This is a genomic window from Amycolatopsis iheyensis (genome assembly GCF_024703995.1).
GTDB lineage: Bacteria > Actinomycetota > Actinomycetes > Mycobacteriales > Pseudonocardiaceae > Amycolatopsis > Amycolatopsis iheyensis.
Window position 1 is genome coordinate 227274 of sequence record NZ_JAMXQV010000015.1, and the last position, 22530, is coordinate 249803.

Annotated in this window: 20 protein-coding genes; 14 read left to right on the forward strand and 6 right to left on the reverse strand. The window is 71.4% G+C overall.

Annotated elements, in window-relative coordinates; genetic code table 11:
* The first annotated feature begins 62 nt into the window (after positions 1–62).
* The 5 genes from M8542_RS27740 to M8542_RS27760 all read left to right on the forward strand — a co-directional run bounded on the left by M8542_RS27740 (position 63) and on the right by M8542_RS27760 (position 5495).
* Positions 63–1484, forward strand: coding sequence for a gamma-aminobutyraldehyde dehydrogenase (locus M8542_RS27740; protein WP_257923181.1), 1422 nt, complete (start codon positions 63–65; stop codon positions 1482–1484).
* Between the two features lie 8 nt (positions 1485–1492).
* Positions 1493–2572, forward strand: a complete 1080-nt coding sequence (locus tag M8542_RS27745; RefSeq protein ID WP_257923182.1) for an ABC transporter ATP-binding protein — start codon at positions 1493–1495, stop codon at positions 2570–2572.
* Complete coding sequence (locus M8542_RS27750; RefSeq protein ID WP_257923183.1) at positions 2569–3771, forward strand: ABC transporter substrate-binding protein; 1203 nt, start codon at positions 2569–2571, stop codon at positions 3769–3771. The genes M8542_RS27745 and M8542_RS27750 overlap by 4 nt, the downstream gene beginning before the upstream one ends.
* A 78-nt stretch (positions 3772–3849) precedes the next feature.
* Positions 3850–4689 (forward strand): ABC transporter permease, encoded by an 840-nt coding sequence (locus M8542_RS27755; RefSeq protein WP_257923184.1) that lies wholly within the window; start codon positions 3850–3852, stop codon positions 4687–4689.
* Positions 4690–4697: 8 nt separating this feature from the next.
* Positions 4698–5495, forward strand: a complete 798-nt coding sequence (locus tag M8542_RS27760; RefSeq protein ID WP_257923185.1) for an ABC transporter permease — start codon at positions 4698–4700, stop codon at positions 5493–5495.
* On the opposite strand, the gene M8542_RS27765 is transcribed toward M8542_RS27760, so the two are convergent.
* On the reverse strand, positions 5492–6271 hold the full coding sequence (locus tag M8542_RS27765; RefSeq protein WP_257923186.1) for an SDR family NAD(P)-dependent oxidoreductase: 780 nt from the start codon (positions 6269–6271) through the stop codon (positions 5492–5494). The two genes, M8542_RS27760 and M8542_RS27765, sit on opposite strands and share 4 nt — an antisense overlap.
* A 59-nt stretch (positions 6272–6330) precedes the next feature.
* Between M8542_RS27765 and M8542_RS27770 the strand changes: the two genes are divergently transcribed.
* The gene (locus tag M8542_RS27770; RefSeq protein WP_257923187.1) at positions 6331–6882 is read left to right on the forward strand and encodes a TetR/AcrR family transcriptional regulator; all 552 of its coding nucleotides are present in this window, start codon (positions 6331–6333) and stop codon (positions 6880–6882) included.
* Here the strand turns inward: M8542_RS27770 and pip are convergent.
* Positions 6868–7812, reverse strand: a complete 945-nt coding sequence (gene pip / locus M8542_RS27775; RefSeq protein ID WP_257923188.1) for a prolyl aminopeptidase — start codon at positions 7810–7812, stop codon at positions 6868–6870. The genes M8542_RS27770 and pip overlap by 15 nt on opposite strands.
* A gap of 423 nt (positions 7813–8235) precedes the next feature.
* Between pip and M8542_RS27780 the strand changes: the two genes are divergently transcribed.
* Entirely contained in the window at positions 8236–9168 is a 933-nt protein-coding gene (locus M8542_RS27780; RefSeq protein WP_257923189.1) for an undecaprenyl-diphosphate phosphatase, read from the forward strand.
* Between the two features lies 1 nt (position 9169).
* Positions 9170–10030: a cytochrome c oxidase assembly protein gene (locus M8542_RS27785; RefSeq protein ID WP_257923190.1), complete on the forward strand. Its 861-nt coding sequence runs from the start codon at positions 9170–9172 to the stop codon at positions 10028–10030.
* A gap of 104 nt (positions 10031–10134) precedes the next feature.
* Here M8542_RS27785 and panB read toward each other — a convergent pair whose 3' ends face one another.
* Positions 10135–10998 (reverse strand): 3-methyl-2-oxobutanoate hydroxymethyltransferase, encoded by an 864-nt coding sequence (panB, locus tag M8542_RS27790; RefSeq protein WP_257923191.1) that lies wholly within the window; start codon positions 10996–10998, stop codon positions 10135–10137.
* A gap of 245 nt (positions 10999–11243) precedes the next feature.
* Between panB and lysX the strand changes: the two genes are divergently transcribed.
* Together lysX and M8542_RS27800 are read left to right on the forward strand one after the other, a co-directional pair.
* Positions 11244–14567 carry a bifunctional lysylphosphatidylglycerol synthetase/lysine--tRNA ligase LysX gene (lysX, locus tag M8542_RS27795; RefSeq protein ID WP_257923221.1) on the forward strand — a complete coding sequence of 1108 codons (3324 nt, stop codon included), beginning with the start codon at positions 11244–11246 and terminating at the stop codon, positions 14565–14567.
* Positions 14568–14631: 64 nt separating this feature from the next.
* On the forward strand, positions 14632–15204 hold the full coding sequence (locus M8542_RS27800) for a hypothetical protein (protein WP_257923192.1): 573 nt from the start codon (positions 14632–14634) through the stop codon (positions 15202–15204).
* Between the two features lie 198 nt (positions 15205–15402).
* Here the strand turns inward: M8542_RS27800 and M8542_RS27805 are convergent, their stop codons facing one another.
* Positions 15403–15849 carry a MarR family winged helix-turn-helix transcriptional regulator gene (locus M8542_RS27805; protein WP_257923193.1) on the reverse strand — a complete coding sequence of 149 codons (447 nt, stop codon included), beginning with the start codon at positions 15847–15849 and terminating at the stop codon, positions 15403–15405.
* Between the two features lie 80 nt (positions 15850–15929).
* On the opposite strand from M8542_RS27805, the gene M8542_RS27810 reads away from it, so the two are divergent.
* Positions 15930–17150 carry an MFS transporter gene (locus M8542_RS27810; protein WP_257923194.1) on the forward strand — a complete coding sequence of 407 codons (1221 nt, stop codon included), beginning with the start codon at positions 15930–15932 and terminating at the stop codon, positions 17148–17150.
* On the forward strand, positions 17113–17703 hold the full coding sequence (locus M8542_RS27815; RefSeq protein WP_257923195.1) for a DinB family protein: 591 nt from the start codon (positions 17113–17115) through the stop codon (positions 17701–17703). The genes M8542_RS27810 and M8542_RS27815 overlap by 38 nt, the downstream gene beginning before the upstream one ends.
* A gap of 479 nt (positions 17704–18182) precedes the next feature.
* Here the strand turns inward: M8542_RS27815 and M8542_RS27820 are convergent, their stop codons facing one another.
* Positions 18183–18716 (reverse strand): methylated-DNA--[protein]-cysteine S-methyltransferase, encoded by a 534-nt coding sequence (locus M8542_RS27820; protein WP_257923196.1) that lies wholly within the window; start codon positions 18714–18716, stop codon positions 18183–18185.
* 91 nt (positions 18717–18807) lie between these two features.
* Between M8542_RS27820 and M8542_RS27825 the strand changes: the two genes are divergently transcribed.
* Together M8542_RS27825 and M8542_RS27830 are read left to right on the forward strand one after the other, a co-directional pair.
* Positions 18808–20136 (forward strand): S8 family peptidase, encoded by a 1329-nt coding sequence (locus tag M8542_RS27825; RefSeq protein WP_257923222.1) that lies wholly within the window; start codon positions 18808–18810, stop codon positions 20134–20136.
* An 8-nt stretch (positions 20137–20144) separates the two neighbouring features.
* Positions 20145–20759 carry a VOC family protein gene (locus tag M8542_RS27830; protein WP_372508616.1) on the forward strand — a complete coding sequence of 205 codons (615 nt, stop codon included), beginning with the start codon at positions 20145–20147 and terminating at the stop codon, positions 20757–20759.
* Here the strand turns inward: M8542_RS27830 and M8542_RS27835 are convergent.
* Entirely contained in the window at positions 20756–22477 is a 1722-nt protein-coding gene (locus M8542_RS27835) for an NAD+ synthase (RefSeq protein ID WP_257923198.1), read from the reverse strand. The two genes, M8542_RS27830 and M8542_RS27835, sit on opposite strands and share 4 nt — an antisense overlap.
* Between the last annotated feature and the right edge of the window lie 53 nt (positions 22478–22530).

The window sequence follows — 22530 nt, forward strand, 5'->3', positions numbered from 1 at the left end:
CTATTACATATGGACTTATATGTTTTAGCTCCCCGACCGCGACGCCGCAATGAGGAGTGATCGTGCAGGAGCTGAAGCACTACGTCGGCGGCGCCTTCGTCGAGTCCAAGTCGGGCCGGACGGCGGAGATCATCGACCCGGTCACCGGGCGCGCCTACTGCACCGCGCCGATCGCCGGGCCCGAGGACGTCGACAACGCGCTGCAGGTCGCCGCGACCGCGTTCGAGACCTGGCGCGCGACGACCCCGGCCCAGCGCCAGCTCGCGCTGCTCAAGCTCGCCGACGCCCTGGAAGCCCGCGCCGACGAGGTCGTGGCCGTCGAGTCCGCCAACACCGGCAAGCCGGTCGCGCTGACCATGGCCGAAGAGATCCCGATGGTCCTCGACCAGATCCGCTTCTTCGCCGGGGCCGCGCGCGTGCTCGAAGGCCGGTCCGCCGGCGAGTACATGGAAGGCCACACCTCCTTCGTCCGCCGTGAGCCGGTCGGTGTCTGCGCGCAGGTCACGCCGTGGAACTACCCGCTGCTGATGGCCATCTGGAAGATCGCGCCCGCGCTCGCCGCCGGCAACACCGTCGTGCTCAAGCCCTCCGACACGACTCCGGCGTCGTCGCTGCTGCTCGCCGAGATCGCCGGCGAGTTCTTCCCGCCCGGCGTGTTCAACGTCGTCTGCGGCGACCGCGACACCGGCCGCGCGCTGGTCGAGCACGACATCCCGGCGATGGTGTCGATCACCGGCTCGGTCCGCGCCGGCATCGAGGTCGCTCGCAGTGCCGCGAACGACGTCAAGCGCGTCCACCTCGAGCTGGGCGGCAAGGCGCCGGTCATCGTCTTCGCCGACGCCGACCTCGACGCCGCCGCGGAGGCCATCGCCGTCGCCGGGTACTTCAACGCCGGCCAGGACTGCACGGCCGCCACCCGCGTGCTGGTCGCCGACGAGGTGCACGACACCTTCGTCGCGGCGCTCACCCGCCAGGCCGAGGCCACCAGGACCGGCAAGCCGGACGACGAAGACGTCGCGTACGGCCCGCTCAACAACGCGGCCCAGCTGGAAAAGGTCTCGGGCTTCATCGAGCGGCTGCCGGCGCACGCGACCGTCCACTGTGGCGGGCACCGGTCCGGCGACGAAGGCTACTTCTACGAGGCCACCGTCGTCTCCGGCCTGAAGCAGGACGACGAGCTGAGCCAGAACGAGATCTTCGGCCCGGTCATCACCGTCCAGCGGTTCACCGACGAGGCCGACGCCCTCAGGTCCGCGAACGGCGTCCAGTACGCCCTCGCGTCGTCGGTCTGGACCCGCGACCACCAGCGCGCGATGCGCCTGGCCGGGCAGCTCGACTTCGGCTGCGTCTGGATCAACACCCACATCCCCCTGGTCGCCGAGATGCCGCACGGCGGGTTCAAGAAGTCCGGCTACGGCAAGGACCTCTCGCTCTACGGCCTCGAGGACTACACCCGCGTCAAGCACGTGATGAGCGCACTGTGAGGGTCGCGATGCCCAACCAAGCACCCACCGAGACGCGGGAAGAGCCCGCGACGCCCGAGAGCACGCGCCCGGCCATCCGGCTTTCCGGGCTGCGCAAGCACTTCGGCGACGTCCACGCGGTCGACGGCGTCGACCTCGACATCCCGCCCGGCGAGTTCTTCTCCATGCTCGGCCCGTCCGGCTCCGGCAAGACGACCGTGCTGCGCATGATCGCCGGTTTCGAGCTGCCCACCGACGGCGCCATCGAGCTCGACGGCCGGGACGTCAGCCGCCTCGCGCCGTTCGAGCGCGACGTCAACACGGTGTTCCAGGACTACGCGCTGTTCCCGCACATGTCCGTGCAGCAGAACGTCGAGTACGGCCTGAAGGTCAAACGCGTCCCGAAGCAGCAACGCCGGGAACGCGCCCTCGAAGCGCTGAAGACCGTGCGGCTCGAGGACTACGGCGCGCGCAAGCCCGCGCAGCTGTCCGGCGGGCAGCGCCAGCGCGTCGCGCTCGCCCGCGCGCTGGTCAACCGGCCGAAGGTGCTGCTGCTCGACGAGCCGCTCGGCGCGCTGGACCTCAAGCTGCGCCAGGCCATGCAGCTGGAGCTCAAGCAGATCCAGCGCGACGTCGGCATCACGTTCGTCTTCGTCACCCACGACCAGGACGAAGCCCTGACGATGAGCGACCGGATCGCGGTGTTCAACGAAGGCCGGATCGAGCAGGTCGGGACGCCCGAGGAGGTCTACGAGCGACCGGCCAGCGCGTTCGTCGCCGGGTTCGTCGGGACGTCGAACCTGCTCGGCGGCCGCGGCGCCGAGACCGTCATCGGCCGGCCGGGGCTGTTCAGCATCCGGCCGGAGAAGATCCGCATCGACGGCGAGCTGTCCGAACCCGCGGCGGCGGGGGACACCAGCGCGACCGGCACGGTCACCGACGTCGTCTACGCGGGCGCGACCGTGCGTTATTCGGTCGCCCTCGACGCCGGCGGGCAGCTCTCGGTGGTGCAGCAGAACACCGAGGGCGCCTTCGCGGACGGGCGCGTCCGGCTCAGCTGGCGCGACGAACACAGTTTCCCGGTAAAGACCCCGGAAGGGACGCCATGAAGAACAGGAAGACGCGGCTTGCCGGCCTCCTCGGCGCTAGCCTGCTGTTGGCTGCATGTGGCACGTCGGGTTCGAACTCCGCCGCGCCGCCGGGCGCGCAGGGGTTCACCCCGCCGAAGCTCGAGGCCATGAAGGCGCTCGGCCAAGGGGAAGGCCAGCTGAACGTGCTGGCCTGGCCCGGTTACGCGGAGAACGGCTCGAACGACCCGAAGGTCAACTGGGTCACGCCGTTCGAGCAGCAGACCGGCTGCAAGGTGAACGTCAAGCCGTTCGGCACCTCCGACGAGGCCGTGACGCTGATGAAGACCGGGCAGTACGACGTCGTCTCCGCCTCGGGTGACGCGTCGCTGCGGCTGGTCGCCTCCGGGGACGCCGAGCCGGTGAACACCACGCTCGTGCCGAACTACGCCGACGTCCAGCCGTTCCTCAAGGACAAGTCCTGGAACAGCGTCGGCAACGTGGCCTACGGCATCCCGCACGGCTGGGGCGCGAACCTGCTGACCTGGCGCACCGACAAGGTGAACCCGGCCCCGAACTCGTGGTCGGTGATGTTCGACGCGAACTCGCCCTACAAGGGCAAGGTGATCGCCTACGACTCCCCGATCTACATCGCCGACGCCGCGCTGTACCTGATGGCGCACCAGCCGGACCTGGGCATCAAGAACCCGTACGCGTTGGACGACAAGCAGTTCACCGCCGCGGTCAACCTGCTCAAGCAGCAGCGGCCGCTGGTCAGCGAGTACTGGTCGGACTACCTCAAGGAGTCCCAGGCGCTGAAGAACGGCGACGCCGTCGTCGGCACCGCCTGGCAGGTCACCGTGAACCTGACCAAGGGCGAGGGCGCGCCGCTCGAGGCGAGCGTGCCGAGCGAAGGCGCCACCGGGTGGTCGGACACCTGGATGGTCGCGGCGAAGTCGCAGCACAAGACGTGCGCCTACAAGTGGCTCGACTACATCATCAGCCCGAAGGTCAACGCCCAGGTCGCCGAGTACTTCGGCGAGGCCCCGGCGAACCCCAAGGCGTGCGCGGAGATGACGGACAAGACGCTCTGCGACACCTACCACGCCAATGACTCCTCGTACGCGTCGAAGATCGCGTACTGGACCACGCCGATCCAGCAGTGCCTCGACGGCCGCACGGACGTCAAGTGCAAGGACTACGGCGAGTGGACGAAGGCCTGGACCGAGATCAAGGGCTGACGTTCCCCGAACCCCGGTGGCGGCGGGCTGTGTCCCCCCACTCCGCCCGCCGCCCCGGACTCCATCCTGCGAGGTGCGATGACCGCCGTATCGGCCTTCTTCTACCGGAAACCCAAGCTGCGCCTGGGCTTCCTGCTTTCCGCGCCGCTGCTCTGGCTCGGCCTGGCCTACCTGGGCGCGCTCGCCGCGTTGTTCGTCACGGCGTTCTGGCACACCGACGCCTTCACCGGCCAGGTCGCCATCGAGTGGTCGCTGGACAACTTCAAGACGCTGTTGAGCGACGCCGTGTACCGCACGATCACCTTCCGCACGGTCGGGATCGCGGCGCTGGTCACGGTGATCGACGCGGTCATCGCGTTCCCGATGGCCTTCGCCATGGCCAAGCTGGCTTCGCCACGCGCGCAGCGGATCCTCGTGATCGCGATCATGACCCCGCTGTGGGCGAGCTACCTCGTGAAGGCGTACGCGTGGCGCTCGATGCTGTCCGGCAACGGCGCGCTGAGCTTTCTTTCGCCCGGTTACGGTGTCACGGCCACGATCATCACGCTGTCGTACCTGTGGCTGCCGTACATGATCCTGCCGATCTACGCGGGTCTCGACCGGCTACCGGACTCCCTGGTGGACGCTTCGGGTGACCTCGGCGCGCGCTCGTTCCGGACGTTCCGCTCGGTGATCCTGCCGCTGACGTTCCCGGCGATCGTGGCCGGCTCGATCTTCACGTTCTCGCTGTCGCTGGGCGACTACATCGCGGTGAAGATCGTCGGCGGCACGTCGCAGATGCTCGGCAACGTCGTCTACGACAACATCGGCGCGGCCAACAACCTGCCGTTCGCCGCGACGGTGGCGACCGTGCCCGTCGTGATCATGCTCGTCTACTTGGCCGCCGTGCGCCGCACCGGCGCGCTGGACAACCTCTAGGAGTCGTCGTGCGGACGTCCCGGGCGCTGCTGTGGACCGCGCTGGGCCTCGGCCTGGCGGTGATCTACTTCCCGCTGATCGTGGTGCTGCTCAACTCCTTCAACGCGGACACGACGTTCGGCTTCCCGCCGACCCGGTTCACGCTGGAGTGGTGGAGCCGCGCGACGTCGAACGAAGGTGCGCTGCACGCGCTGTGGACGAGCGTCGAGGCCGGCCTGGCGGCGACGGCGATCGCGCTGGTGCTCGGCACCATGGCGGCGTTCGCGTTGCAGCGCTACCGGTTCTTCGGCCGCAACCCGGTGTCGCTGCTGATCATCCTGCCGATCGCGCTGCCCGGGATCGTCACGGGCATCGCGCTGAACAACGCGTTCCGCACGATCCTCGGCATCGACCTCGGCCTGGTCACGGCGATCATCGCGCACGCGACGTTCTGCATCGTGGTGGTGTTCAACAACGTCGTCGCCCGGCTGCGCCGGATGGGCGGCAACCTGGAGGAAGCGTCGATGGACCTCGGCGCGACGGGCTTCACGACGTTCCGGCTGGTGACGTTCCCGATGCTGCGCTCGGCGTTGCTGGCGGGCGGCCTGCTGGCGTTCGCGCTGTCGTTCGACGAGATCATCGTGACGACGTTCACCCTGGGCACGGGCATGGAGACGCTGCCGATCTGGATCTACAACAACCTCTTCCGGCCCAACCAGGCCCCGATCGTGAACGTCGTCGCGGCGGTGCTGATCGTGGTGTCGACCGTGCCGGTGTACCTGGCACAGCGACTGTCCGGCGACACGGCCTCGGGTGGCCGGCTCTAGGCGACCGACCGGATCGTGCCCCCGTCGACGCGGATCGTCGCACCGCTGACGTAAGCCGCCGCCGGGCTCACCAGGTAGCCGACCGCGGCCGCGATCTCCTCGGGGCGGCCCAGGCGGCCGACGTCGTTGGGCACCAGGTCGCGAGCCGCCGCGGTTTCGATCTCCGCCCACGACGTCCCCCAGCCGTGCGCAGGGGCGATCGACGTGAGCAGGTCGCGGACCGAGTCCACGAGGATCGCGCCCGGGGACACCACGTTCGACGTCACGCCCGTGCCCGCCAGGTCCCGGGCCAACGACACCGCGAGGTTGTGCCGCGCGGCCAGCGTCGCCGTGTAGTGCGGCTGCGTCGCCATCGGCTGGATCGCCAGGCCGCCGCCGATCTGGACGACCCGGCCCCAGCCGCGCGACCGCATGCCCGGCACGAACCGGTGGACCATCCGGACCGCCGACACGACGTTCGCCTCGTACATCGCCGTCCAGTCCTTCGGCGTGGCGTCGGTCCACGACAGGTGGTCGTACGAGCCGGCGTTGTTGACCAGGATGTCGACGTCCCCGGCTGCCTCGGCCACGGCGTCCGCTCCCGCGTCGGTCGACAAGTCGCCGATCGCCACTCCGGAAGCGCCGATCTCCGAAGCGACCCGCGAAGCGCGCGCGACGTCCCGGCCGTGCACCACCACCGAAGCCCCTTCCGCGGCCAAGAGCCGAGCGATCGCGGCGCCGAGACCCGCGCTGGAGCCGGTGACCAGAGCCCGCTTACCAGCGATTTCGAGATCCATGAGAACCCTTCCCAAGAGGTATACACCTGTAGACTTAGCTCAAGTCTACACTCGTATACATGAGACCTCGCAACGCCGCAGCGACCCGCGAAGCGATCCTGAACTCGGCGCTCGAAGCCTTCACCCGCGCGGGCTACGACGGCGTCGGCGTGCGCGAGATCGCCGAGTCCGCCGGCGTCACGGCGATGCTCGTCAACCGCTACTTCGGCTCGAAGGAAGGGCTCTTCGCCGAGGTCGTCGAGGCGGCGATGGCCGAGCGGACCGTGCTCACCGACGATCCGGCGAGGCTCGCCGCGGACATCGCGGCCTCGCTCGTGCGCCGGACCGCCCCGAGCGCCGAGCGGCTCGGCCCGTTCCTGCTGATGCTGCGCTCGGCGCCCAACCCGCGGGCCGCGGAGATCCTGCGCGCCGGCATCGAGCGGCACGTCGAGCAGCACCTGGCCGACCTGGTCCCCGGGCAGGACCGGTTGGGCCCGGCGCTGGCCCTGTCCGTGATCGCCGGGTTCTGGGTGATGCGCACGCTGATCGGGGGCACCGCGCTCGAGCAGGCCGACGAAGCCGTGGTCCAGGCCAAGCTCGAGCGGGTGTTCGCGGTGCTACTGGCGGAATGAGTCCGTCGCCGCGCGCAACGCGGCCAGCACGCCCGGGTCCGTCACCGCGTGCCCGGCGCCCTCCAACAGCTTCAGCTCCGAGCCGGGCCACGCCCGGTGCAGCTCGTACGCCGTGGCCGGCGGGCACACGGTGTCGTAGCGGCCCTGCACGAGCACGCCCGGGATGTCCGCGAGCTTGCCCGCGTCCCGGATCAGCTGGCCCTCTTCGAGCCAGGCGCCGTGGCGGAAGTAGTGGACCGCGAGCCGGGCGAACGTCCAGGCGAACGCCGGCTCCGCGTACTGGCGGACGAAGGACTCCTGGGGCTGCACGGAAACCGTCGCGCCTTCCCAGGTGCTCCACGCGATCGCGGCCCGGTGCCGGACCTCCTCGGCCGGGTCGTCGAGCAGCGCCGCGTACGCGGCCAACGGGTCGTCGCGCCGCGAAACCGGGATCGGGGCCAGGAAGGCTTCCCACTCGCGCGGGAACAGGTTCGCCGCGCCGCCGCGGTAGATCCAGTCGAGCTCGCTCTGTCGCACGGTGAACACGCCACGCAGGACGATTTCACTGACGCGCGAAGGGTGCGTCTGCGCGTACGCGAGGGCGAGCGTCGCGCCCCAGGAGCCGCCGAAGAGCTGCCAGCGCTCGATGCCGAGCCGCTCGCGCAGGGCCTCCATGTCGGAAACCAGGTGCCACAACGTGTTCGCGCTCAGGTCACCCGCGCCCGGCGTCGACTGCCCGGACCCGCGCTGGTCGAACAGGACGATCCGGTACGCCGCCGGGTCGAAGTGCCGCCGCGCCATCGGCGCGATCCCGCTGCCGGGCCCGCCGTGCAGGACCACGACCGGCTTGCCGGCCGGGTTCCCGGCCTCCTGGCAGCGGATCCGGTGCCCGTCGCCGACGTCGAGAAACCCTTCGGCACGCGGGGAAATCGCCGGGTAGAGCTCGTCCATGCCCGACACTCTGCCGGACCGGTCCTGGCCGTCGTCCCGGCACCCCGCCGCCAGAGGCCGGGACGACGACCAAGAAAGGTGGGAGCCCGCCCCCGCCGCCGGGCTGAGCGGGCTCCCGGTCAGTGGGGTGAACGGAGCTCCGCGATCGGGGACACGACGCCGTCGGTGTGGTCACGACGGCCGGCAGTCCGCACACGCATTTCCCGTCCTCCTCGTCGAGGGTTCGAAATCTTCGTCGTGGCGGCGACGGGCTAAACGCTAAGCCACACCCCGAACGTCAGTCAAGGACATGATTGAAGTTCATGTACGTGAACGCCCGCTGAGGGGACGCTGAGCGTGGCCGTCCCCCTTGCCCCGTGTTAACGAAAGGGCCGGTACGTTCCCGGGCGGGGATGGCGAAAAAGCAGTACGGAAAGGCACGGAATGTCCGCGGTGACCTATGTCGAGGCGATTGTCGTCGGCGCCTTGCAGGGGGTGTCGGAATTGTTTCCGGTGTCCAGTCTCGGCCACAGCATCCTCCTGCCCGCCTGGCTCGGCGGGCAGTGGCAGCAGGACCTGAGCATCGGCAAGGGTTCGCCGTACCTGGCGGTGCTCGTGGCGATGCACGTCGCGACGGCGCTGGCGCTCGTGCTGTTCTTCCGGAAGGACTGGATCCGGATCATCGGCGGGCTGTGGACGTCGATCCGCGACCGCGAGATCCGCACCCCTGACCAGCGGCTCGCGTGGCTGCTCGTGCTCGCCACGATCCCGGTCGGCCTGGCCGGGCTGCTCTTCGAGGGCCTGCTGCGCGACTTCCTCGGCAAGCCGGTGCCGGCGGCGATCTTCCTGGCGCTCAACGGCGGTGTCCTCTACGCCGCCGAGAAGTTCTCCCGCGCCAAGCCCAAGCCCGCCGAAGAAGCGGACACTGTGGACTTCTCGACGGAGGAAACCCTGGTGATGCGGGCGGTTTCCGTCGAGGAGGCGACCGACGTCCGGCTGGCCAAGCTGCGTGTCGGCGAGGCCGTGCTGATCGGCGCGGCGCAGATCCTCGCGCTGCTGCCGGGCATCAGCCGCTCGGGCATCACCATGGTCGCCGGGCTGCGCCGCGGGCTCGGCCACGAGGACGCCGCGCGCTTCGCGTTCCTGCTCGCCACGCCGGTCATCCTCGCCGCCGGCGTGCTGAAGATGCCGTCGTTGTTCGCCCCGGAAAACCACGCTTCACTCGGCCCGGCACTCGTCGGCAGCGTCATCGCCGGGGTCGCTTCGTACATTTCTGTCCGGTTCCTCACCGGGTACTTCGAAACGCGCACGCTGACGCCGTTCGCGATTTACTGCGTGGTCGCCGGAATCGGCAGCCTGATCTTCTTCGCGGTGTGAGGTGACGCTCGACGTCCCGGCGGTCCTGTGCGTGCTCGTCCTGGGCACGCTCTACGTCCGCGCGGCCCGCGGGCGCGGCTGGCCGCCGGGCCGGACCACGGCGTTCCTCGCCGGGCTCGCGACGATCCTGGTCGTCACCTGCTCACCGCTGGCCGTGTACGACCGGACGTTCTTCTGGGTCCGCGCGGTCCAGACCACCACGCTGGTGATGGTCACGCCGCTGCTGCTGGCCCTCGGCGCGCCCCTCCGGCTCCTCCTGGACACCCGGCCGGCGACCTGGGCGCGGCGCCACGGCCGCGGCCCGGTGGCCCGCGCGCTGACGTTCCCGCCGGTCGTCACGGTGGTCCTGATCGCGCCGGTGCTCGTGCTGTACCTGACCCCGCTCTACGACCTGGTGCTGCGGTCGTCGCTCGCCGACGGCCTGGTCCGGCTGGTCCTCGTGCTGACCGGCTTCACGTACTTCTGGACCCGCCTCGGCCTCGACCCGACCCCGCGGCGCGACCCGCACCTGGTCTCGGTGTGGATCGCGTTCGCCGAGGTGATCTTCGACGGCGCGCTGGGCCTGGTGCTGTGGCTCGGCCCGCTGCTCGCGCCGGCGCACTACGCGGCCGCGCACCCGGGGCAGGGCCCGGACCCGCGCACGGACCAGATCATCGGCGCGGGCGTGCTGTGGATCGGCGGCGACGTCGCCGGCCTGCCGTTCGTCGTCGCGCTGTTCATCCGCTGGGCCCGCGACGACGAGCGGCGCGCGAAGCAGCTCGACGTCCGGCTGGACGAAGAAGCCGCCGCGGGCGCCGCGTCGACGTCGGGGCTGTGGTGGGAGAACGACCCGGCCCTGACCGACCGGTTCAGGCGCCGATGACCCCGCCTCTCAAGCGCCCCAATGTGGCCTTGGTTGCGTCTGACGCACCCAATGTGGCCTTCGGTGCGTCTGACGCACCGAAGGCCACATTGGGGCGCTCGGGGTCAGTCGTGGAACGCGTGCTCGGGGGCCGGGAACTCACCGCGGCGGACGTCCTCCGCGAACGCCGTCGCCGCGTCCTGCAGCACCGTCGCGACGTCGGCGTAGCGCTTGACGAACCGCGGCGCCTTGCCGCGCCGCAGCCCGGCCATGTCCTGCCAGACGAGCACCTGCGCGTCGCAGTCCGGGCCGGCGCCGATGCCGACCGTCGGGATCTTCAGCTCGTGCGTGACGCGCTTCGCGGCTTCGGCGGGCACCATCTCCATCACCACCGCGAACGCCCCGGCCTCCTGCAGCGCCAGCGCGTCGGCGAGCAGCGCGTCCGCCGCTTCGCCGCGCCCCTGCACCCGGTAGCCGCCGAGGTTGTGCTCACTCTGCGGGGTGAACCCGATGTGGCCCATCACCGGCACGCCGGCCGACGTCAGGGCCTCGACGTGCGCGGCGAACCGGCGCCCGCCCTCGAGCTTCACGGCGTGCGCGCGGCCCTCCTTCATGAACCGCACCGACGTCGCCAGCGCCTGCTCCGGCGAGAGCTGGTACGAGCCGAACGGCAGGTCGGCGACCACGAGGGCCCGCTTGACCGAGCCGGTGACCGCCCGGACCAGCGGCAGCAGCTCGTCCACCGTCACCGGCAGCGAGGTGTCGTACCCGAAGACGTTGTTGGCCGCGGAGTCGCCGACGAGCAGCACGGGGATCCCGGCCTCGTCGAACAGCGCGGCGGTGTACATGTCGTAGGCGGTGAGCATGGGCCACGGCTCGCCGCGCTCCTTGAGCTCACGCAGGTGGTGGACGCGGACCTTCCGGCCCGAGGCCGGCTTGGCGGCGGGTCCGGTGCCGTAGGGGGCGGGTTCTTCAGCGCTGGCAGACATCGTCGTCGACCGTCCTTCCCTCGAGGCCTCGGTGAGGTCCCCGGGTCGTGGAACAGGGGTGTCCCAAAGCGTGACACGCTCTCCGACGACGTCCCAACCACGTGCGACCAGCTTCACACCGTCGTGCGAAAGGAGGACGGGCAGTCCTTCTTCAGATTGATGCCGGGGGACAACCAACCTGTGTTCACTTACGTCATGAAGAGGGCATGAGCACCGACCGGCCGCGAAAGGCGACGAAAGCAACGATGGGAAACCTCGCGAACACGCGTCCGCGCCTTCCCGCCTGGAAGGCGAAGGCGGGCGGCATCGTCGCGACCGTGGTCCAGCTGGCCGCGGTGTTCTCCGTGATCCTCCTCTTCGCCGGCGGCGCGCACGGGCACCTGCTCAACGGCATCGACATGGCGTTCTCCAGCCTGAGCGTGCCGACCAGCGCGAGCCTGGTGATGGTGCTGCTGCTGGTCGTGCTGGGCGCCGCGCTGCGCCGCCGCAAGAAGGCCGCGCTGTACACGCTGGTCCTCTTCCAGATCGGCGGGCTGCTGCTCACCCTGGCCCTGCAGGCGACCCTGCTGTGGTCGCCCGAGCTGCTTTCACTCGGGTCGAAGCAGGTCCGGCACATCCCGATCCAGCTGTGGACCCTCACGGTGGCCGACGTGCTCTCGGTCGGCCTGATCGTGTTGCTGCTGAAGCTGCGCCCGGCGTTCCCGGCCCGGCTCGCGCCGAGTGCCTGGCGTGATGGCCTGACCATGCTGTTCGGCGGGTTCGCCGTCGTCATCCTGGTCGGCTGGGGGCTCGCGGAAGCGTTTCCCGGCCACCTCGGCGACACGTGGGAGCGCTTCGCCTGGGTCGTGAACCACGCGACCGGTGAGAACCTCCAGCTGCGCCGGATCGGCGTCGGCGAAGGGCCGGCCTGGCTGGACGTCTTCATCGACATCTGCGCGACCGCGGTCGCCACCGGCGCGTTGTACATGCTCTTCCGCGGCGTCCGCAGCCGTCGCCTCCGGACGGACGACGAAGAGCTGCGCGTGCGCAAGCTCCTGGCCGAGCACGGCGAGGAAGACTCGCTGGGCTACTTCGCCACCCGGCGCGACAAGAGCGTCGTGTTCGCGCCGAACGGCCGCGCGGCGGTCACCTACCGCGTGCTCGGCGGCACCAGCGTCGCGAGCGCCGACCCGATCGGCGACCCGGAGGCGTGGCCGGACGCGGTCCGCGCGTGGCTCGACGAAACGCGCACGTACGGCTGGACGCCCGGCGTGCTCGGGGCGAGCGAACGCGGCGCGAAGACGTACACCGACGCCGGCCTGCGTGCGCTGGAGATCGGCGACGAAGCGGTGCTCGACATCCGCGAGTTCAGCCTCGCCGGGCCGGAGCGGCGTTCGGTGCGCCAGGCCGTCAAGCGCATCGAGCGCGCCGGCTACACCTCGCGGGTGCGCCGCCACGGCGAGATCCCCGACGAGGAGATGGCCGAGCTGCTCGCGCGCGCCCAGGCGTGGCGCGGCGCCGAGACCGAACGAGGGTTCTCGATGGCGCTGGGCCGCCTCGGCGACGCCAGCGACGGCCGCAGCGTGATGGTCGAGGCCTACGACGCTCGTGGCGAGCTGCGCGGCCTGCTTTCGTTCGTCCCGTGGGGCCGGCGGGGGCTGTCGCTGGACCTCATGCGCCGCGACCGCGACGCCGAAAACGGCCTCAACGAGTACATGATCGCCGAGGTCGTCGCGGCCGGCCAGCACCTCGGCGCGCAGCGGATCTCGCTCAACTTCGCCATGTTCCGCGCGGTGTTCTCCGAAGGCGAGCGGATCGGCGCGGGCCCGGTCCTGCGGGCCTGGAAGGGCATCCTGAGCGTCGCTTCGCGGTTCTTCCAGCTCGAGTCGCTCTACCGGTCCAACGCCAAGTACGGGCCGGACTGGGAGCCGCGGTTCCTCTGCTACTCCTCGGCGCGGCGGCTCCCGCGCGTCGGCATCGTCGCGGGCGCGCTCGAAGGGTTCGTCCCGACCGGCCGGTCGCGGTCCCTGCGGCTGGAGACGGTCGGCGAAGACTTCGTCGCGCGCGTCCGGGAGATCGAGGCGTCCGCGGCCGCCCCCGCGGCGCGGGTGGCGCGGCGGCCCGAGCAGGTGCGCGTCCGCATCGCGAAGCTCGCCAAGCTGCGCGAGTCCGGCATCGACCCGTACCCGGTGGGCTTCCGGCGCGAGGACCACATCGGCGACGTCGTGGCCAAGTTCGGCGCCCTGGCCCCGGACACCGCGACCGGGCACCGCGTCCGGATCGCCGGGCGCGTGCTGGCGATGCGCACCCTCGGCGGGCTGTGCTTCGCGCGAGTCAAGGACTTCGGCGGCGAGATCCAGCTGATGCTCGACGCGGGCGAGCTGGACCTCACGGGCTGGCGCACCGGCGTCGACCTGGGCGACCACGTCGGGGTGAGCGGCCAGGTCGTCACGTCGAAGCGGGGCGAGCTCTCGGTGCTGGTCGACGAGTGGACGGTCACCGCCAAGTGCCTGCACCCGTTGCCGGACAAGCGGAAGGGCCTCACCGACCCGGAGACGAGGGTGCGGCAGCGCTACCTCGACCTGGCGGTCAACCCGGACTCGACGGCCATGCTGCGGCTGCGGTCCACAGTGGTCCGCGCGGTGCGCGAGCGGCTGCACCACGCGGACTACCTCGAAGTCGAGACACCGATGCTGCAGACGGTCCACGGCGGCGCCAACGCCCGGCCGTTCGTCACCCACATCAACGCCTACGACATGCGGATGTACCTGCGGATCGCGCCGGAGCTGTACCTGAAGCGGCTGTGCGTCGCCGGCGTCGAGCGCGTCTTCGAGCTGAACCGGAACTTCCGCAACGAAGGCGTCGACGCGACGCACAACCCCGAGTTCACGATGCTGGAGGCGTACCAGGCGTACGCGGACTACGACTCGATGCGGGTGCTGACCCGCGAGCTGATCCAGCACGCGGCGGAAGCGGCGTACGGCGCCCAGCTCGTCCGCCGGCCGGACGCCGCCGGGCGGGTGGTGGAGCACGACATCTCCGGCGACTGGCCGGTCGTCACGGTGCACGACGCCGTCTCGGCGGCCTTCGGGGAGCAGATCGACTCGGGCACGTCGGTGGCCGACCTGCGCCGGCTGTGCCGGGCGGCGGGCGTGCCGGTGGGGGAGGACCCGAGCCACGGCGACCTGGTGCTCAAGGCGTTCGAGCACCTGGTCGAGGGCGCGACGGTGCTGCCGACGTTCTACACGGACTACCCGACCGACGTCTCGCCGCTGACCCGCCAGCACCGGGAGGACCCGCGGCTGGCCGAGCGCTGGGACCTGATCGCGTTCGGCTCCGAGGTCGGCACCGCCTACACCGAGCTGACGGACCCGATCGAGCAACGGCGGCGGCTGGAGGCCCAGTCGCTGCGCGCGGCGAGCGGAGACGTCGAAGCAATGGAGCTGGACGACGACTTCCTGCTGGCCCTGGAACACGGCATGCCACCCACCGGCGGCCTCGGTTTGGGTGTCGATCGGCTGCTGATGATGCTCACCGGGGCGTCGATCCGCCAGACGGTCCTGTTCCCGTTCGTCCGTCCGCAGGCGTAACGACTCGGTCGATCTGATCACGGTGGTACGGCCGGGACGGGAACGTTCGCTTAATGTGTGCCACGTGCGCACGGCTCGGATCGCCTCGGCCCTCCTGATGGGGGTGGCCGTCTTCGCGTACTCGGGGTGGCTGCTGGAGTTCTTCCTGCCCACGGGCGTCTCGCCGGCCCACGACCCGGTCGAGGCGCTGCTGGGCGGCCCGCCGGTGTTCCGGGTCCTGCTCGCGGTGTCGGGCGTCGCGTTCCTGCTCGCCGGCCCGGCCCTGCACCGGCTCGGCCCGGTCCAGTGGGTGGCCCGGCTCAGCTCGATCTCGGTGAGCGTGTTCGGCTTGATCGCCCTGCTGCAGGCGGCCTACCCGGACCAGAGCGACGCGCTGTCGTTCCTGGCGACCGTGGTGCTGGTGGTCGGGGTGGTCAGCTTGATCCTCTGGTGGCCCCCGGGCTGGCGCGCGCTCGCGGTCGCCGGGCTGGTGATCGTGCTGGTCACGTGGGCGGCCCTGGTGCTGACGCGGCAGCTGGACACGGCGGAGGGCGTGGTGAGCAGGGCCCAGCAGGTGGTGCGCGCGGTCCTGTACGCGGTGGGTGGGGCGTACGCGTTCATCAAGCCCGCCCCGAGACATGCCCCTCGGGGCGGCTGAGCGGCTCGCGGCTCGGCCAGGCGGCCCGGAATGCTCCGCAGCCTCGGCGAGGCGTGCGCCGCTCCCCGCGGCAGCCGGTCCACCTCGCCAGAGTCCGCGCGCTCGAGTCCGCGCGGCGACGTGTCTCCGCAGCCGCCGATCGGCGCGGGCGCGGCTCGGCGTGCTCGCCGCGGCCGCCCCACCCAGCGCAGCCCGCGCTCAATCCTGCGCCGCGACATGCTCCTCAAGCCGGCTGAGCAGCTCCAGCAGCGTCTTCCGCTCACCCGGGTCGAGCACGCTGAACGTCTCGTCGGCGTGTCCGTGCTGGATCTTCTCGATCTCCCCCAGCCGGTGGCGGCCGGCGTCGGTGACGGCCAGCAGGCTCGCGCGCCGGTCGGTCGGGTCCGGTTCGCGCCGCAGGAGCCCGTCCCGCTCCAGCGCGTCGACCGCCGACGTGATCGCCCGGCCGGTCACCCCCAGCCGGCGCTTGACCTCGCCCATCCGCGGCCGGTCGCCGAGCTGGTCGACCATCAGCAGCAGCTGGACCTGGGCCGTCGGCCAGCCGCGCTTGGCGTAGGGGGCGCCCGCGTACCGCCGCAGGACGTGCGTGATGCGCCGCAGCGCGTCGGCCAGCTCCGCGCCGGACGGGATTTTCTCGGTTGACACCCCCGCCACTGTACCCGCAAAGTATATAGACGAAATTGATACTAACTACTTTGCATCTAACTCAGGGGGAAGCTTTGTCCTTGTGGCGGAACCGCACGTTCGTCCTGCACACCACGGCGGTGACGATCTCGGCACTGGGCACCGCCGGCGCCCAGGTCGCGGTGGTCTTCACAGTGCTCGGGATGGGAGGTTCAGCGGGCGACGTCTCGCTGGTGGGTGTCTGCGGGCTGGTGCCGGCGCTGGCGTTCTTCCTGGTCGGCGGGGTCGTCGCCGACCGGTGGCCGCGCAACCGGGTGCTCGTCGGCACCAGCGTCCTGTCGGCGGTGGTCCAGACCGGGCTCGGGGTGACCGTCCTGACCGGGCAGGTCCGGCTCGCGCACGTCGCGGTCGCCGCCGCGTTGACCGGCGTCGCGACGGCGTTCGCGAGACCGGCGGCGCAGGGGTTGCTGATGCGCGACCTCGCCCGGCAGGACGCGCCGCGCGCGTTCGCCGCGTTCCGGCTGGCCCTCAACCTGGCCCAGATCGGCGGCGCGTCGATCGGCGGCTGGGTGGTCGCGGCCACCGGACCCGGCTGGACGCTGGTGGCGGACGGCCTGACGTTCGTCGTCGCGGTCGTCCTCGGGCTGGGGATCCGGATCGAAGGCACCTTCAGCGCCCGGACGGGTGTCGTGCGCGAGCTGCGCGAGGGGTGGTCGGAGTTCCGGTCGCACCGGTGGCTGGCGCCGATGGTCATCCAGTTCGCGGCGGTGAACGCGCTCGCCGTCGGGGCCTACGAGCTGGTGCTCGGCCCGGTCGTGGCGGCGGACGCGGCTGCGTGGGGGCTGATCATGGCGTTCGACGCGGTCGGCATGGTGCTCGGCGGCCTGCTGTTGCTGACCTGGACCCCGTCCCGGCGCTGGGCGGTCGCCGGCGGCGCGCTCCCGGCCGCGCCCCTGGTGGCGATGACGGCGGGCGCACCGGTGTTCGTGGTGTGCTTCGCGGCGGCGCTGGCGGGGGTGGGCGTCGAGGTGTTCGGGGTCGGGTTGATGACGTTGCTGCGGCAGCACGTGCGGCACGACCGGCTGTCGCGGGTTTCGGCGTACCAGTCGCTGGCCGGGTTCGGCCTGACCCCGGCGGGCACGGCGCTGGCCGGCCCGTTGGCCACGGCGGCGGGCAACCGCGGCGCGCTCGGCGTCGTCGCGGCGGTTCTGCTGGCCGTTTGCGCCGGAAATGTCGGTGGCCGGTGGGACGATGCCCGCAACGAACGCGAAGGAGTGGATCAAGATGGCGGGAAACGTGCCCCCGGTGGCCGACGAGCGTGATGGCCTGCTGCGGTTCCTCGAGCAGCAGCGGTACGTGCTGAAGCTGGCGGCACACGGGCTCACGGACGAGCAGGCGAGATCGACGCCGACGAAGAGCACGCTGTCGGTGGGCGGGCTGGTGAAGCACGTGGCGAGCACCGAGGACGGCTGGCTCGACATCATCCTGCAGCTGCCGGGAAAGCCGTTCGACGAGGCGATGGCGGCCTACCAGGAGTCGTACAGCCTGGGCCCGGAGGAGACGCTGGCCCAGGTCCTGGCCCGCTACGACGAGGTCGCGGCCCGCACGGCGGAGGTCATCGCGGGCATCGACGACCTCGCTCAGCCGGTCCCGGTGCCGAAGGGCGTGCCGTGGTACCCGCAGGACGTCGAGGCGTGGTCGGTCCGCTGGGTGCTGCTGCACCTGATCGAGGAGACGGCCCGCCACGCGGGCCACGCGGACATCATCCGCGAGCACGTGGACGGCGGCACGGCAATCCCGCTGATGGCGGCGGCCGAGGGCTGGCCGGAGTCGCCCTGGATGAAGCCCTGGAAGCCGGAGACCCAGCCGGCCTGACCGCCGGAGCGAGGAAAGCGGCCGGCACGGGGGAAGCGGCCGCGGCGAGGGGAAACGGTCGGCGCGCGGGCCAGGCGGGGGAGGGCGCGGGCTGCGGGCAAGGAGGGCCGGGGAGGGTGCGGGCCGGAGGCGAGGAGGCCTGGCCAGGAGCCGGGGAGGTGCGTGGGGGCGGGGTAGCCGACCGTCGGGCTCGCGAGCCGACTGTCCCGGCACACGAGCCGACTCTTCGGCGCGCGAACCGACTCTTCGGGCACGCGAGCTGACCGTCCCGGCACACGAGCCGACCCGCCGGGCGCGCAAGCCGACTGTTCCGGCGCGCGAGCCGACCGTCTCGGTACGCGAGCCGGCCCGTCGGGCGCACGCAAACCGACCCTCCAGGCACGCGAGCCGACTCTCCAAGCACGCGTGTCGCCCATCCAGGTACGCGTGGCGTCCGTTCGCGGCCCGGCAGTCTCGCCCGCCGGGCCGCCCGCGAGCCGTCAGAACAACGTCGGCTCGTCCGCCAGCGCGCCCTCGATCACCAGCATCCGCCGCTTCGTCTCGACCCCGCCCCGTGCCGAAAACCCGCCGTCCTTCCCACCCGCGGCCAGCACCCGGTGGCACGGCACGATGATCGGGAACGGGTTGTGCCCCATCGCCTGTCCCACCGCCTGCGCCGAACCCGGCATCCCGAGCCGGTGCGCGATGTCGCCGTAGGTCAGCGTCTTGCCCGGCGGGATCGTCCGCGCGACCTCGTACGCGCGCCGGTGGAACTCCGGCACCCCCGAGAAGTCCAACGCCACCGACGCCAGGTCGAACCGCGCCCCGCCCAGCAGCGCCACGATCCCGTCCACCGCCGCCCGCGCCGCGGCCGGTGGTGGCCCCTCGACCGCGTCCGGGAACCGCTGGAGCAGCCACGCGCGGGTCGCGGCCGCGCCGCCCGATGGCAGCGACGTCCCGATCACGACGTCGTCCCGCCACGCCAGTCCGCAGACGCCGATCGCCGTGTCGAACACCGTGAGCCCCGTGGTCATCCCGTCAGCCTACGACCGAAGGGGGGTACCGCCGCCGCGAATGATCGCTAAGTTCGGTTTGGGCGATTCGAGGAGGACGCACGTGCGGCGCATGTTCCTGGTGACGGCGATCCTGCTCGGCCTGCTCGCCACCCCGGCGGCCGCGGACCCCCTGGTCATGCCGCACGTCGTGGTCACGCACCACACCGGCTGGGCGGAGCTCGCGATCCGGAAAGCCGGCGGCACGGTCGTCGCGAGCTACCCGCAGATCGGCGTCGTCGTCGCGTACACCGCGAAGGACGACTTCGCCGCGAAGCTCCGCAAGACACCCGGCATCGACGCCGTCGGCGCGACGCGCACCGCGAAGATCCCGCGAGAGTTCTTCAACCCCCGCAAGGACCCGCACTACACCGGCCCGAACTCGCCGAACTCCGGCCAGGTCCCACCCGAAGGCACCGCCTGGGACGTCCCGGCGCTGCACCTGCCCGAAGCCCACGAGGTCACCGACGGCAGCAGGCGCACCCTCGTCGGCGTGCTCGACGTCGGCGTCGACGACACGCATCCCGACCTAACCAAAGCCTTCGACGCCGGGAACTCCGTTTCCTGCCTGTCCGGCTGGGCCGACCGCGGCCCCGGCGCCTGGCGCCCGACCCTCGACGGCCACGGCACGCACGTCGCCGGCACGATCGCCGCGGCCCGCAACGGATCCGGCGTCGTCGGCGTCGCGCCCGGGGTCCGGATCGCCGCCGTGAAGCTCGCCGAACTCGACGACACCGAGACCGCCGAGAGCATGGTCTGCGGCTTCGTCTGGGCCGCCGAACACGGCTTCGCGATCACCAACAACAGCTACCGCTCGATCCCGTGGCGCTACAACTGCGACGACCAGCCCGACCAGGCCGCGGCGAAGCTCGCCGTCGGCCGCGCGGTCGCCTACGCGCAACGCCGGAACGTCCTCGTCGTCGCCTCCGCCGGCAACGCCGGGATCGACCTCGACACCCGTTCGGTCGACACCGAAAGCCCGGCCGACAGCACGCCGGTGGAACGCCGCATCGACCCGACCTGCACCCGGCTGCCGCACGAGCTCCCCGGCGTCGTCGGCACCGGCGCACTCGACGAAAAGCTGCTGAAGGCGAGCTTCTCCAACTACTCCGCGTCCCGGATCAGCGTCGCCGCGCCCGGCGCGCGCGTCTGGTCGACCTGGCCGAACGGCGAATACCGCTCGGCGAGCGGGACGTCGATGGCCGCACCGCACGCGAGCGGCGTCGCCGCGCTGATCGCGAGCGAGCACCCGCGCTGGAGCGCCGAGCGGGTCAAGCGCGCCCTCTTCGCGACGGCGTCAGCGCTCCCGTGCCCGGACACCGTCTGCCAGGGAACGAAAACCGGCACGACGTACTACGGCCACGGGGTGGTCGATGCGGCGAGGGCCGTCGGCGCGGGATGATGACGCTCGTGCTCGATCACCTCGTCTACGCCGGCCCGGACCTCGCCGAGGCCGTCGCCCGCGTCACCGCGCTCACCGGCGTCACGCCCGCGCCCGGCGGCAGCCACGTCGGCCTCGGCACCGCCAACCACCTCGCCGACCTCGGCGCGGGGATGTACCTGGAGGTCGTCGGACCCGACCCGGCACAACCGGACCCCGGATCGCCGCGGCCGTTCGGCATCGACGACCTGACCGAGCCGGCGCTGGTCGCCTGGGCGGTCCGCACCACCGACCTCGACGCGACCATCGCCCGAGCGAGAACCCACGGCTTCGACCCGGGCGACGCGCGCGAGATGTCCCGCGAGACCGCGGACGGCGAGACGCTGCGCTGGCGCCTCACCCCGCCGAGCACCCCGGGCACGCTGCGCCCGTTCCTCATCGACTGGGGCAGCACGCCACACCCGACCACCCGCGGCCTGCCGTCGATCCCGCTGCTGATGGTGACGGGCACGCACCCGGACCCGGTGTCGGTCCACACCGCGACCGACGCGCTCGGCCTCGAACTCCTGGTCCGCCGCGCCGGAAAAGCGACCCTGACGGCGGCCCTGCAGGCGAAGAACGGCCGTCAGGTCGCCCTGACCTAGGCCTTGCCCTCGCGCCAGAGGTTGGTCATCGGCAGCCGCCGGTCGCGGCCGAACGCCTTGAACGTGATCTTCGTGCCCGGCGGGTACTGGCGCCGCTTGTACTCGGCCTTGTCGACCATCCGCACCACGCGGTCGATGGTGTCCGGGTCGAACCCGGCCGACACCAGGTCCGCGTACCCGCGGTCGCCCTCGACGTAGTCGTCGAGGATGTCGTCGAGCAACGCGTAGTCCGGCAGCGAGTCGGTGTCGACCTGGCCCGGCCGCAGCTCGGCCGAGGGTGGCTTCGAAATGGAGTTCTCGGGGATCGGCGGGGTCTCGCCGCGCTTCAGAGCCTCGGCGTTGCGCCACCGCGCCAGCTGCCAGACGTGCGTCTTGAAGACGTCCTTGATCGGGGCGAACGCGCCGACCGCGTCGCCGTAGATCGTCGAGTACCCGACCGCCAGCTCGGTCTTGTTGCCGGTGGCCAGCACCAGATGACCGTCCAAGTTGGACAGTGCCATCAGGAGCATGCCGCGCGTCCGCGCCTGGATGTTCTCCTCGGCGAGCCCGGTCAGCGAAAGCTGGTCGACGTACACGCGCACCATGTCCTCGACCGGCTCGACGCGGTAGTGCGCGCCGATCCGCCGCGCGAGGTCTTCGGCGTCGTCCTTCGAATGCCCCGACGAGTACTTCGACGGCATCGAGACGCCGTAGACGTTGTCGCCGCCCAAGGCGTCCGCCGCGAGCGACGCGCAGACCGCCGAGTCGATGCCGCCGGAGAACCCGAACGTCACCGACGTGAATCCGTTCTTGTGCACGTAGTCCCGCAGCCCGACGACCAGCGCGTGCCACACCTCGGCCTCGTCCGACAGCGGCTCGCTGATGACCGCCTCGGCTGTCGGCTCGTACGCGGGCAGCGGGTCGGAGCTCAGCACGCGGCGCCGGACGTGCAGGCCTTCGAGTTCGCCGTCGGCGGCGTGCCCGCCCGCGGTGAGGTCCATGTCCAGCACGGCCAGGTGCTCGACGAACTGCGGCGCGCGCGCCAGCACCTTGCCGTCCGCGCCGACGACGAGCGAGTCGCCGTCGAACACGAGGTCGTCCTGGCCGCCGATCTGGTTGGTGTAGACCAGCGGCGCGCCCGCTTCGGCGGCGCGGCGCGCGATGAGCGGCAGCCGCTGCTCGTCCTTGGACCGCTCGTACGGCGACGCGTTCGGCGCGACGACGAGGTCGACACCGGCGCGGCCCAGCGCCGAGATCGGCCCGCCGTCCTGCCAGATGTCCTCGCAGATGACCATGCCGATGTCGAGCCCGTGGAACCGGACGACGTCGAGCGTGGTGCCCGGCTTGAACCAGCGGTGCTCGTCGAAGACGCCGTAGTTGGGCAGGTGGTGCTTGAACTGCCGCGCGACGACCTCGCCGCGGTAGAGCGCCGCCGCCGCGTCGCGCGGGCCGGTCTCGTCGAGGTCGAGGTAACCGATGTAGGTCAGCACTTCACCGCAGCCGGCGTCGTCGAGCCGGCGCGCCAGTGCTTCGACGCCCTGCCGGGAGGCAGCGGCGAACGTCTTGCGCAGCGAAAGGTCCTCGACGGGATAACCGGTCAGGGACATCTCGGGGAAGACGACCACGTGGGCGCCGGCTTCGGCGGCCCGGCGGGTCCAGGCGACGTGCAGGTCGGCGTTGCCGTCCAGGTCACCGACGGTGGGGTTGACCTGGGCGAGCGCGATGCGCAGTTGCGGCATGCCGCCATTCTGTCCCACGGCCACCCACCCGGCCGAGCGAATGTGGGCGAAAT

Coding starts and splice junctions, on each gene's coding strand:
- M8542_RS27765 (WP_257923186.1), bottom strand. CDS start 6,271: ATGGATCTCGAAATCGCTGGTAAGCGGGCTCTGGTCACCGGCTCCAGC.
- M8542_RS27820 (WP_257923196.1), bottom strand. CDS start 18,716: ATGACCACGGGGCTCACGGTGTTCGACACGGCGATCGGCGTCTGCGGA.
- M8542_RS27755 (WP_257923184.1), top strand. CDS start 3,850: ATGACCGCCGTATCGGCCTTCTTCTACCGGAAACCCAAGCTGCGCCTG.
- lysX (WP_257923221.1), top strand. CDS start 11,244: ATGGGAAACCTCGCGAACACGCGTCCGCGCCTTCCCGCCTGGAAGGCG.
- M8542_RS27815 (WP_257923195.1), top strand. CDS start 17,113: ATGGCGGGAAACGTGCCCCCGGTGGCCGACGAGCGTGATGGCCTGCTG.
- M8542_RS27750 (WP_257923183.1), top strand. CDS start 2,569: ATGAAGAACAGGAAGACGCGGCTTGCCGGCCTCCTCGGCGCTAGCCTG.
- M8542_RS27835 (WP_257923198.1), bottom strand. CDS start 22,477: ATGCCGCAACTGCGCATCGCGCTCGCCCAGGTCAACCCCACCGTCGGT.
- M8542_RS27825 (WP_257923222.1), top strand. CDS start 18,808: ATGTTCCTGGTGACGGCGATCCTGCTCGGCCTGCTCGCCACCCCGGCG.
- M8542_RS27745 (WP_257923182.1), top strand. CDS start 1,493: ATGCCCAACCAAGCACCCACCGAGACGCGGGAAGAGCCCGCGACGCCC.
- pip (WP_257923188.1), bottom strand. CDS start 7,812: ATGGACGAGCTCTACCCGGCGATTTCCCCGCGTGCCGAAGGGTTTCTC.
- M8542_RS27780 (WP_257923189.1), top strand. CDS start 8,236: ATGTCCGCGGTGACCTATGTCGAGGCGATTGTCGTCGGCGCCTTGCAG.
- panB (WP_257923191.1), bottom strand. CDS start 10,998: ATGTCTGCCAGCGCTGAAGAACCCGCCCCCTACGGCACCGGACCCGCC.
- M8542_RS27770 (WP_257923187.1), top strand. CDS start 6,331: ATGAGACCTCGCAACGCCGCAGCGACCCGCGAAGCGATCCTGAACTCG.